The organism is Blochmannia endosymbiont of Camponotus sp. C-046, assembly GCF_023585865.1.
Taxonomy (GTDB): domain Bacteria; phylum Pseudomonadota; class Gammaproteobacteria; order Enterobacterales; family Enterobacteriaceae; genus Blochmanniella.
In genome coordinates, this window is record NZ_CP097752.1 from 53,093 (window position 1) to 65,982 (window position 12,890).

At 31.4% G+C, this 12,890-nt stretch carries 10 protein-coding genes; all 10 read left to right on the forward strand.

Annotated features, from left to right (window positions below; translation table 11 throughout):
• Positions 1-563: 563 nt before the first annotated feature.
• Positions 564-1,778, forward strand: a complete 1,215-nt coding sequence (gene fabB, locus M9409_RS00230) for a beta-ketoacyl-ACP synthase I (protein ID WP_250226961.1) — start codon at positions 564-566, stop codon at positions 1,776-1,778.
• A 508-nt stretch (positions 1,779-2,286) separates the two neighbouring features.
• On the forward strand, positions 2,287-3,411 hold the full coding sequence (locus M9409_RS00235) for a 4-phosphoerythronate dehydrogenase (RefSeq protein WP_250226962.1): 1,125 nt from the start codon (positions 2,287-2,289) through the stop codon (positions 3,409-3,411).
• Positions 3,412-3,918: 507 nt separating this feature from the next.
• A complete protein-coding gene (gene truA, locus M9409_RS00240; protein WP_250226963.1) occupies positions 3,919-4,707 on the forward strand; it encodes a tRNA pseudouridine(38-40) synthase TruA in 789 nt (262 codons plus the stop codon).
• 339 nt (positions 4,708-5,046) lie between these two features.
• Positions 5,047-5,910, forward strand: a complete 864-nt coding sequence (accD, locus tag M9409_RS00245; RefSeq protein ID WP_250226964.1) for an acetyl-CoA carboxylase, carboxyltransferase subunit beta — start codon at positions 5,047-5,049, stop codon at positions 5,908-5,910.
• Positions 5,911-5,997: 87 nt separating this feature from the next.
• Positions 5,998-7,284, forward strand: a complete 1,287-nt coding sequence (gene folC, locus M9409_RS00250; protein WP_250226965.1) for a bifunctional tetrahydrofolate synthase/dihydrofolate synthase — start codon at positions 5,998-6,000, stop codon at positions 7,282-7,284.
• Between the two features lie 749 nt (positions 7,285-8,033).
• Positions 8,034-8,447 carry an NADH-quinone oxidoreductase subunit A gene (gene ndhC / locus M9409_RS00255; protein ID WP_420022208.1) on the forward strand — a complete coding sequence of 138 codons (414 nt, stop codon included), beginning with the start codon at positions 8,034-8,036 and terminating at the stop codon, positions 8,445-8,447.
• Positions 8,413-9,123, forward strand: coding sequence for a NuoB/complex I 20 kDa subunit family protein (locus M9409_RS00260; protein ID WP_250226967.1), 711 nt, complete (start codon positions 8,413-8,415; stop codon positions 9,121-9,123). The genes ndhC and M9409_RS00260 overlap by 35 nt, the downstream gene beginning before the upstream one ends.
• Positions 9,124-9,166: 43 nt before the next feature.
• Positions 9,167-10,945, forward strand: coding sequence for an NADH-quinone oxidoreductase subunit C/D (gene nuoC / locus M9409_RS00265; RefSeq protein WP_250226968.1), 1,779 nt, complete (start codon positions 9,167-9,169; stop codon positions 10,943-10,945).
• 13 nt (positions 10,946-10,958) lie between these two features.
• Positions 10,959-11,483: an NADH-quinone oxidoreductase subunit NuoE gene (nuoE, locus tag M9409_RS00270; RefSeq protein WP_250226969.1), complete on the forward strand. Its 525-nt coding sequence runs from the start codon at positions 10,959-10,961 to the stop codon at positions 11,481-11,483.
• Positions 11,480-12,811, forward strand: a complete 1,332-nt coding sequence (nuoF, locus tag M9409_RS00275; RefSeq protein ID WP_250226970.1) for an NADH-quinone oxidoreductase subunit NuoF — start codon at positions 11,480-11,482, stop codon at positions 12,809-12,811. The genes nuoE and nuoF overlap by 4 nt, the downstream gene beginning before the upstream one ends.
• Positions 12,812-12,890: the final 79 nt, after the last annotated feature.

Sequence of the window (12,890 nt, forward strand, 5' to 3'; positions counted from 1 at the left end):
AATTATTGATTCGCATATATACAATAAATATGTAATCATTGTATATCTGTAATTAATACAAGTATTTTGATGTAGAATCAGCACTCGTTATAAATATACATTTAATGTTCGTTTGTAGTGAACAACGATTGTTGTTTTATATTTTTTCATAAGTGCGTTACGATTTTTTATGAGATGTGATGCTATTTATTTTTTGAAACAGTATACTTTATGATGAAGGTATCATTCTAGATCATATCACAATTTATTTTGAATATTAATTATATCAGTATGTGTTTGGATACTGTCATGTATTATCATGATATAAATCATTATTCATTGTAAAGTAATGAAGTCTTATGTTAGATAATGACTGAAGGAGATATGAGATATAGAGGTATATCTTGAAGATAAGTAAAAATATCCTTTTAAAATATTTATGTAAGCAACAATTAGTTTTACAATTATTGAGTTGTTTCTTATGTTAATAATTTTCCGCACGATTTAATATATTAACTGGATATATTTAAAGTGCAGTATGATTTCGAATGACAAAACATTACTATCATGAGGTATATTAAAAAATGAAACGTGCTGTTGTCACTGGTTTAGGGATTATATCAAGTATTGGAAATAATCAAAATGAAGTTTTGGTTTCTTTAAAAAGTGGTCGATCCGGAGTTACTTTTTCTAAAGAATTAGAAGAATCTGGTATGCGTAGTCATGTTTGGGGTAATATTAAGCTTAATACGTCAGGGTTAATTGATCGTAAGATTGCTCGTTTTATGAGTGATGCATCTATTTATACTTATTTATCTATGGAGCAGGCCATAATAGATTCTGGATTACCTGTGGGTATGGTTTCTAATGACCAAACGGGATTAATTGTTGGATCGGGAGGGGGGTCTCCACGTAATCAAGTTTCTGGATCCAATGGAATGCGAGCACGTGGTTTGAGAGGAGTGGGTCCTTATATGGTAACTAAATCTATGGCGTCAGGTGTATCGGCATGTTTAGCTACTTCTTTTAAAATTCGTGGGGTCAGTTATTCTATCAGTTCTGCTTGTTCTACGTCTACACATTGTATCGGAAATGCGGTTGAATTAATTCAATCAGGAAAACAATCTATTATTTTTGCTGGGGGTGGAGAAGAGTTATGTTGGGAAATGGCTTGTGAATTTGATGCTATGGGTGCATTGTCTACGAAGTATAATACAACGCCAGAAAGAGCATCTCGTCCTTACGACATTAATCGAGATGGATTCGTAATTGCGGGAGGAGGAGGAATAATCGTAATAGAAGAATTAACACATGCTTTAAGTCGTGGAGCCTATATTTATGCGGAAATTGTTGGATATGGAGCTACGTCTGATGGATGTGACATGGTTGCTCCCTCTGGGGAAGGGGCAATTCGATGCATGAGAATGGCATTGAGAAATTTTGGTGGTGTAATAGATTATCTTAATGTGCATGGCACATCCACTCAAATAGGTGATATTAAAGAAATATGGGCTATTCGTGAAATTTTTGGTGATCAACATCCTTTTTTTTCTTCTACTAAGTCTATGACTGGTCATGCATTAGGTGCCGCTGGGGTTCATGAAACTATTTTTACTTTATTAATGTTAAAACATAATTTTATTGCTCCAAGTATTAATATTGATCATTTGGATCCATATGTGAAAAATATGAAAATTGTTATTAATAATCCTGTTGATCATAAATTAAAAACAGCTATGACTAATAGTTTTGGGTTCGGAGGAACAAATGCTACATTAATTATGAGTAAATATTCTTAAATATTTTTTGATGTGTTGGTTATATAGTTTTGGCGTCGTATCTTGTTTGTATTTTACAATATATATATAAAATTACAGTCTAATTTTTAAATTTATATATTTAGGGGTATTATTAAGGTTGTAAATGTAAATATTACTTATTATATATATTGTTGCTATGACCAAATTAAATTAATAGTGAATAGTTATTATGATGATTATTATTGTCAATAATGTACTTGTTAATGATTTATATTTACCTGGCAATAATAGGATTATTAAGTTTATATTATTTTTAAAAAATATAGATTGTAGGCCAATTTTATAATACTGCTTTATTTCTGAATAAGAGATGCGCAGTATTATTTATTTGTATTTTTAATTTATAATTATAAAAAATTAAACATATGAAGTCATGTAATGATGAAAATTTATATTTTCATATAACTATTGTCAGTATAATTAAAATTATAAAATTTTGAAACTGTTTGTTTTAGCATTTACATATCAATTTTGTTAGAGGATTAATTTGAGAATTTTAGCTGATAAAAATATACCACATATTTGTAAATTATTTGGGTTGCATAACGAAGTAACAATTAGTGAAGGACGTGTTATTTCTGAAAAAGATGTAAGAGATATAGATATTTTGATAGTACGTTCAGTTACAAAAGTTAATCAACTATTACTAGATAATAGTTCTATAAAATTTGTGGGTACTGCAACTGCTGGAGTTGATCATATTGATCAAAATTATTTAAAAAAATATGGAATTGATTTTTTTTATGCTCCAGGACACAATGCTACAGCAGTAGTAGAATATGTTTTTTCGGCATTACTTTGTTTAGCGCAGCGTGGTAATTTTTTTTTGCGCGACAAAATTGTTGGAATTATTGGAGTAGGACATATTGGTAGTTTATTAAATAAAAGATTACGTAACTTCGGTATACATACTTTGTTGTGCGATCCTCCATTGGAAAAAATAAATTCCAGTAAATCCTGGAAGTCTTTTGAAACATTAGTTGCTGAAGCAAATATTTTAACTCTTCACACCCCATTAATTTATAAAGGAGATTATCCTACATGGCATATGGTTGATATTGATGTGCTAGAGGCATTACCTTCTGATCGTGTTTTAATCAATACTTGTCGAGGCGCTGTGGTAGATAACGATGCTTTACTAAAAGTTTTGAAACATGGTAAAAAATTAAATGTGGTTTTGGATGTATGGGAAACAGAACCAGAATTATCTTTACCCCTATTATCTTATGTAGACATAGCTACTCCTCATATTGCTGGATATTCTATTGAAAGTAAAACACGAAGTATTGTGCAAATATATAACGCATACTGTAATCTTTTTAATATTTTTGATATAGTTAATTTATCAGAGCTAGATTTTTCTGTGATTCATTATGTGAAAGTTCATAAAAAAATAGATGAAATATTGTTATATAAATTGAGTAAATTTGTATACGACATACAAAATGATGACATCATATTGAGACGATTTGCTACTATATCAGGAGGATTTGATAAGATACGTAGATATTATTTAGCTCGTAGAGAGTGGTCTTCATTATATGTAGACACACAGATAGATTCTAATAACGAAATATTGACTGAGTTGGGTTTTAACATATCTTGTGTGTAGTAATATTATATTTTTATATATGTATTGCGTGGTATATTGATAATTTGAATATTACAATGGATGTTGGGTTATGAGTGTATTTTGAGGGCTAAGGATTTACATATATGAATTTTTATAAAGAATTATGTGTCTGTATATTTTGAAAAATATTTCGTCTATAATGTATATAGAATGAGGTATATTCTATTTTATATAAAAGTAGATAAGTACTGTTTTGTTGATAAGAATCATATTATTGGTATTATGGATTTTATTTAAATAAATAATGATGATACTTATTTTAAAATAATATGGATTATTATTTCATTATATTTTGTGGTTGTATTGTCGTTTAATTGAATTAGAGTATGTTGTGTGTGTAGATATTATTTTTTAAACATATTGAGTATATGCTATCATGTTTAATTAAAAATGCATACAACAGCATTGGTCTTGTATGGATTCATCATCATTTTTGTATATATATTTTAAATGACAGTTGGTAATGTAATTATAATGTAATGTGTAATGCAAAAATTGGCTTTAGGCATTGAATACGATGGCACTTTGTGCTGTGGTTGGCAAAGACAAATCGATGTACCTAGTATCCAGGGTTATATAGAAAATGCTGTAAAAAAAATAACAGATGAGTCAATAACGGTATTTTGTGCAGGACGTACCGATGCTGGAGTACACGCTTTGGGGCAGGTTGTTCATTTTGAAACTCGTTCTCAACGCTCAAAATCTGAATGGACATTAGGTATGAATCGTTATTTGCCAGAAAGTATTTGTGTACGCTGGGCTCAATTAGTAAATGAAGACTTTCATGCTCGATTTAGTGCAATTTCTCGTCGCTATTGTTATGTAATCAATAATAGTTGTATAAGATCTGCTTTGTTGTTTAAAAAAACTTGGCATTATAAAAAATATTTAGACATTAATAAAATGTGCGATGCTGCTCAGTGTTTATTAGGAGAAAATGATTTTTCTTCGTTTCGTGCTGCAGGCTGTCAGTCATATTCAGCACGAAGAAAATTATATCATGTACGCATCATACGAAAAGGTCAATGTATTATTGTGATAGATATTAAAGCTAACTCTTTTGTGTATCGTATGGTACGGAATATTGTAGGTAGCTTAGTGAAAGTCGGTTGCGGAGAACGACCAGAAATATGGATTGAAGAATTGTTAAAAAATTGCAATAGATCACTAGCCGGTGTAACAGCTCCATCTAGCGGTTTATATTTAGTGGAAGTTAAGTATCCTTCGTATTTTTCTATTCCTTCTTCTTTCATCAAAGAATTGTGGTGCGCATGAAATTTTATATTGACATCATGTTGAATATATTTTTATAAATCTACTTTTTAATAAAAATGAAATAAATACATTGTTATAACTATTTTATTAAGGCAATCTTAATACGATTGGATTAATGTATTAGATTTTACAAAATATATCTACAAGAATGATTATATAAATCATATGTTTGATATGGTATATTACGATCAATGAGTCGTTAATTTTATTACGTTATTATATTTTAATAATGAATTTATTTTGTATAAATAATTTGTGAATATAGAATTGTTAAATATTTACAGTATATGAATATATACAAAGTATGTTTGATTATATTAAAAATTTAAAGGTCAAAAAATGAGTTGGATTGAACGAATTCTTAATAAAAGAACCATTATACCAAATCGAAAAATAAATATTCCAGAGGGAATGTGGACTAAATGCGATCATTGTGGCCAGTTGTTATATAAAAAAGAGTTAGAACGTAATTTAGAAGTATGTCCTAAATGCGATCATCATATGAGGATCGCAGCGAGAGTGCGTTTGTTTTCTTTTTTGGATAAAGGGAGTACGTTTGAATTAGGAAGTGAATTAGAACCTAAAGATGTGTTAAAGTTTAGAGATTCTAAAAAATATAAAGATCGTTTGATTTCAGCTCAAAAAATAACAAAAGAAAAAGATGCATTAATAGTTATGCAAGGTACTTTATGCGGCATGAAGATTGTTGCTGCTTCTTTTGAATTTGCTTTTATTGGTGGATCTATGTCTTCTGTAGTTGGAGCACGTTTTGTGAATGCAGTAAACCAATCCTTAAAAATTAAGTGTCCGTTAGTTTGCTTTACTGCAAGTGGTGGAGCTCGTATGCAGGAAGCACTGATGTCTTTGATGCAGATGGCGAGGACTAGCGCTGCGTTAGCTAATTTACATGAACAATGTTTACCATATATTTCTGTTTTAACGAATCCTACTATGGGGGGGGTATCCGCTAGTTTAGCTATGTTGGGTGATCTAAATATTGCTGAGCCAAAAGCGCTTATAGGGTTTGCTGGGCCTAGGATTATTGAGCAGACAGTGCGAGAAAAATTACCGTTAGGATTTCAACGTAGTGAGTTTTTATTGGAAAAAGGATCAATTGATCTAATTGTGCGTAGACCAGATTTACGATTTAAAGTAGCAGGGTTGTTGGCTAAGCTAACTCAAAAACCAATACCCAATAGTTGATTATAGAAATTATATTAAATAGATATTTATATTTTTTATTAGTTTATGTCCATTAAAAATATTGAGTCATTGAAATTGTTGTAAAATATGAATAATATTTTTCATGTCCCTACTATTCGATCATCTCTGGAGAAATGGCTGTATTATATTGAATCTTTAAGTCACGTATCAATTGATTTAACTCTTGATAGAATGCGAAAAATAGCGATTGATCTTGATTTAATACATCCTGCAGAGTACGTTATCTTGGTAGGAGGTACAAATGGTAAGGGTACTACGTGTTGTTTATTAGAAACTGTTTTATTAAATAATAAAAATACAGTTGGTTTATATACTTCTCCTCATCTACTTTCTTATCATGAACGAATTCGAGTGTGCGGGAAAGAGCTTCCAGATAGTACGCATATTGAAGCCATGTCTGTTATAGAGTCTGCACGTCATCATATTGCACTGACTTATTTTGAATTTATTACTTTATCTGCTTTGTATATATTTAAGCGGGCTAAGTTGGATGTAGTTATCCTGGAAGTTGGATTGGGTGGTAGATTAGATGCGACAAATATTGTTAATCCTGATATTTCTGTAATTACTAATATCGGAATAGATCATACTGATTTTTTAGGTATCAACCGCGATGTGATTGCACAAGAAAAATCAGGTATTTTTCGATTTAGTAAACCAGCAGTAATTGGTGAACGTTGCTTGCCACCGATCGTGTTCAAAATGGCACAATATTCTGGAGCGATATTGTTTGCGCGTGGGAGAGATTGGAATTTTCGTGTTTATGGGAATAAGTGGATTTGGTGGGAATGTTTTCATTATCATAGATTATTATATGATTTACCATTACCTATAATCCCGTTAGAAAATGCTGCTACTGCATTAAGTGTATTGTATTGGTTACCTTTTTTGGTTGATAAAATAGCTATATCTTATGGGTTACAAGCAGCTACGTTGCCAGGACGTTTTCAAATAGTTATGCGTAGACCACTTGTGATATTAGATGTAGGCCATAATCCTAATGCTGCTCATTATTTAGCAAAACGATTAGCTGTTATTCTTTTAAAAAGAACAGGTAATATGAGAATAGTCATAGGAATGTTAAGAAATAAAGATATTCAGGGCACTATATCTTGTTTAACTCATTTAGTTAATACTTGCTGGTATTGTTCTGATTTAAATGTCCCATTTTCTGCGAGTGCTGTAGAACTGTCTGATTGTTTAAGGAATTATCATGTTCAGAGATTTAGTAATATATTAGATGCCTGGAATCAAGCTGTGCTAGATGCATCATTTGATGATTGTGTTTTAGTATTTGGATCTTTTCATGCTGTAAGTCCAATTATGAGAAATATAATAAAAAAGTTACGATGAAAAGTTTTATATTTTTGGTGTATAGGGATAATTATTTGAAACGATAGTTTTGATGCTGATTATTCAATAATTTAAATTCATCATTTAATAATAATATATGTAGAAAATAGAAAATTAAAAAACTAATAATTTTAGGTCTATAAGATATTTTAGTTGTATTCCAAATTATGTGTGTCATCAGATTTGTAATAAATTAATTAAATAAGTTCATGAAAATTATTTTCCTATATTATGTGGCTGTTTATTACAAATGCATTTTTTGAAAGAATAATAGTAATAGTAGTATATCGAGTTTTTAAATTTTAATTAATTTAAGTAGATTATTTAATTGTGATGCTCTATATATGTACACATAATTAAAATATTTATTATCTATATTTTGCTCATAAGATAGAATGAACACTGATTACTATATGTAATGTAGGATACCATTACAATGGTACTGTATAATATGTATATATCTTTTATGTGATTTGTTAGTTGAAATTTATATTAAATCCAAATGCATATAGTAAATAGTGTTATAGATTAGATAAATTAAGTAAATTATGAAATAAATCGCCATATATGGATCTTGATTAATAAATATTCAAGTAAAAATTTGAATATTTATTTTTTTATCAGTTAAACTTATAATTTGGTATCAATTTAGTATTCGATAACAAAAAAGAAGGTATATAAATTTGTGTGATACTTGTCATTGGGGTTTAATAGGATATGTAGTTGGTATCTTATTTTTATGTATTTTTATGTTGTCCTGTGGATATCTTATGGGAGGACGTTCAAGTTCACGTTTTAAAAACGTGCCGTTTGAATCGGGAATTAAATCCATAGGGAATGCTAGAATACCATTCTCTATTAAATTTTATTTAGTTGCGATGTTGTTTGTGATTTTTGATGTAGAAGGAATATATGTATATGCTTGGGCTATATCTATACGAGATGTGGGTTGGATAGGATTTATTGAGATGTTTGTTTTTATTTTTATTTTATTAGTGAGTTTGCTATATTTAACAAGAATTGGTATGTTTGATTGGGTAGAAGAATCTTCACGATATGTTCATAATGTAGATTATTTTAATGTTGATACCTCAAGATGTTTAAAAAAAGTAATAAAAGGCAGCAGATATGAAATATACTTTAACGATAGCTCGAACAAATAATAGTGAAGTTGAGCAATATCCTCTTCAAGATAAGAAGGTCACGGAAGATCCTTTAGAAAAGAATATTCAACGAAATGTCATTTTTGGAAAATTAAGTGCTTTTTTACATAAAATTGTTAATTGGGGACGAAGTAATTCTTTATGGCCTTATAATTTTGGATTATCTTGTTGTTATGTTGAAATGACTACTGCGTTCACTGCAATACATGATGTTGCACGGTTTGGTTCAGAAGTGCTGCGCGCATCTCCTCGTCAAGCGGATTTTATGGTTATAGCGGGTACTCCGTTTATTAAAATGGTGCCAGTAATACAACGATTATATGATCAAATGTTGGAGCCTAAGTGGGTAATTTCTATGGGGGCTTGTGCGAATTCCGGAGGTATGTATGATATTTATTCTGTAGTGCAAGGAGTAGATAAATTTCTTCCCGTGGACATTTATATCCCTGGATGTCCTCCTAGACCTGAAGCGTATATTCAAGCGTTGTTATTGTTAAAAAAATCTATCAATGAAGAACGACGTCCACTTTCTTGGGTGTTAGGAGACGGGGGAATATATAGGAGAAACATGCAATCAGAACGTCAACGTAAACATAATACTCGTGTTGCAGAAACTATTTTTTCTTCTCCAGATGATGAACTTGATGTATATTCAAAACAAAACAATGAGACTTAATCAAGATTAAGAGTTTGGTAATAATTATAAATTGGTAGATATTATGCATAATGATTTGACAGATGCGTCTTCAATTAGAAATATTTACCCAATATTAGATGATTTATTCTCTGTATTTAGTTCTATAGATTTTGCGCTACAACCTACTCATACTGGAATTTTAATAATTTGGATAAAACGTGAAATGGTGATTCCGATATTGACGTTTTTAAAAACAATATCAAAACCGTATATTATGTTATATGACTTACATGGAATAGATGAAAGGTTGCGTATACATCGCGAAGGATTGCCAGAATCAGATTTTACAGTATTTTATCATTTAATTTCTATATCACGTAATGATGATATAATAATAAAAGTTCCTTTGATGGAGGAGTCGTTGCACGTACACACAATAGTGTCTTTATTTACAAATGCGAATTGGTATGAACGGGAAACGTGGGAAATGTTCGGAATTCATTTTGATCAGCATCCTAATTTAACGCGTATAATTATGCCAAAAAACTGGGATGGATATCCGTTACGAAAAGAATATCCAGCTCGTGCTACAGAGTTTAATCCTTTTACTCTTACAAAACAAAAAGAGGATTTAGCAATGGAAGGATTATTATTTAATCCCGAAGAATGGGGCATGCATAAACATAGTAAGCGTGAAAATTTTATGTTTCTTAATTTAGGACCTAATCATCCTTCAGTGCATGGAGTATTTCGTATTATTTTGCAATTAAATGGGGAAGAAATTATAGATTGTGTTCCAGATATTGGTTACCATCATCGCGGTGCCGAAAAAATGGGGGAACGACAAACTTGGCACAGTTACATTCCTTATACTGATCGCATTGAGTATTTAGGGGGTTGCGTCAACGAAATGCCTTATATATTAGCTGTCGAAAAACTTGCTGGAATCACAGTGCCGGATAGGGTAAAAGTGATCCGTGTTATGCTGTCTGAATTATTTAGAATTAATAGCCATTTGTTATATATCAGTACTTATTTACAAGATGTAGGTGCTATGTCTCCAGTTTTTTTAGCGTTTACTGATAGACAAAAGATTTATGATGTTATTGAAGCAATTACCGGATCACGTATGCATCCGGCATGGTTTCGTATTGGAGGGGTCGCTCACGATTTACCTAGAGGTTGGGAGTGTTTATTAAGAAAATGTCTGGATTGGATTCCAAGTCGTGTTTCTTTTTATGTTAAGTCAGCGTTAGAAAACGGTATATTAAAAAAACGAGCGTGCGGTATTGGCGCATATAATGCTAAGGACGCATTAGATTGGGGGGTAACTGGAGCCGGATTACGTGCTACTGGTGTTGAGTTTGACATACGTAAGTCACGTCCTTATTCTGGATATGAGAATTTTGATTTCGATGTGCCAATAGGAAATGGTATTAGTGACTCTTACAGTCGAGTAATGTTGAAAGTAGAAGAAATATATCAAAGTATACGTATTTTGGAACAATGTTTGAAAAACATGCCAGTGGGTCCGTTTAAATCAGATCACCCTTTATCTACTCCTCCTATGAAAGAATATGCTCTACAACATATAGAGACTCTTATTACGCATTTTCTTCAAGTATCATGGGGTCCTGTTATCCCAGCTAATGAATCCTTTCAGATGATTGAAGCCACAAAAGGTATTAATAGTTATTATTTAATTAGTGATGGGAATACTATGAGTTATCGTACTCGTATTCGTACTCCTAGTTTTCCTCATTTACAACAGATTCCACATGTTATTCGCGGTAGTTTAATATCCGATTTGATTGTTTATTTGGGTAGTATTGACTTTGTTATGTCTGATGTAGATCGTTAAGAAACGGAGAAATATGAGCAATATTGAAATTAATAATATGTCGTTTACTGATTTGGACAATCATGATGTGTTTCAATTAAGTCAAGAAGAATGTGATGCTATTCAAGAAGAATGTACACATTATGAAGATACACGTGCCGCTTCTGTTGAAGCTTTAAAAATTATTCAAAAAAATCATGGATGGGTACCAGATGAAGCAATTATATTAATTGCTAAAATATTACGTATTTCTGCTGCCGATTTAGAAGGTGTCGCTACATTTTATAGTCAAATTTTTCGTCAGCCGGTGGGTCGTCATATCATTAGGTATTGTGATAGTGTAGTATGTTATTTGATTGGGTGTGAAAAAATTAGAAATACTTTAATATATTTATTAAATGTTACAGTGGGTAGTACAACTGTAGATAATCGCTTTACCTTATTACCTACTTGTTGTTTAGGTGTTTGTGATAGAGCTCCAGTCATCATGATAAACAAAGATATTTATTCTTGTATAGCTCCAGAAACAATTAAAAAGTTGTTAGGAAAGTATCGATGAAAAAGATTTACGATACTAGATCAGAAAATAATCCACTTACTTGGAGAATACGTGACGATAAACAACCAGTATGGGTGCATGAATATAAATCTAAAAATGGGTATCAAGCTGCGTATAAAGCTATTACTTGCATGTCTCCAGAAGAGATTATTGAGTTAGTGAAGAATTCAGGATTAAGAGGTCGTGGTGGAGGGGGGTTTGTTACCGGAATAAAATGGTCCATGATGTCTCAAAATAAGTCAAGTTGTTCTCGTTATTTAGTTTGTAATGCGGATGAAATGGAACCAGGAACTTATAAAGATCGATTTTTGATGGAACGTTTGCCTCATTTATTATTAGAAGGTATATTAATTGCAAGTTATGCTGTAAGAGCATCGCGAGCGTATATTTTTTTGAGATATGAATATACAATCGTAGCTGAATATTTAACTCGTGCTATTGCTGAGATGAAATCGATTGGATTGATTGGTAAAAATGTTTTGAACAGTGAGTTTAATTTTGAGTTATTCTTACATACAGGAGCTGGAAGGTATATTTGTGGAGAAGAAACGGCGTTGATTAATGCTTTAGAAGGTCGTCGAGCAGTACCACGTGCTAAACCACCTTTTCCAAGTCATGTAGGATTGTGGGGGAAACCTACATGTGTTAATAATGTTGAAACATTATGTAATGTTCCAGGTATTATTGAAAATGGGATCGCGTGGTATAGAAACATTTCTTCTAAAAAAAGCAATGATTCAGGTACAAAACTAATGGGATTTTCTGGTAGAGTAAAAAATCCAGGGGTTTGGGAGCTGCCTTTTGGTACGACTGCTAGAGAAATTTTAGAAGATTATTCCCAGGGGATGTGTCCTGGTTTTTCTTTAAAAGCATGGCAACCTGGGGGTGTAAGTACAGATTTTTTAACTCAAGATCATTTAGACATACCTATGGATTTTGAGAATATAGCTATTGCTGGTAGTAGATTTGGAACCGGTATGGCAATAGCAATAGATAGTACTATAAATATGGTGTCTTTAGTGCGTAATTTAGAAGAGTTTTTTTCTCGAGAATCTTGTGGTTGGTGTACTCCTTGTAGAGAGGGTTTACCGTGGATAGTGAAATTATTGATTTCTTTAGAAAATAAAGATGCCAAGCCTGGAGACATAGAACTATTAGAGAAATTGTGCTGTATACTCGGGCCAGGGAGAACTTTTTGTGCTCATGCTCCAGGAGCTATGGAACCTTTGAAAAGTGCTTTAAAATATTTTAGAAATGAATTTGAATTAGGTATTTATAAATTTTATCAACAGGAAAGGAATCGTATTAATTGTGTGCAAATTGATTAAATTTGTATAAATAGTTGTAATTGTTGATACATCAACATGTACATGTTATGTACATTGATAATTTTTATATTTTATGCAG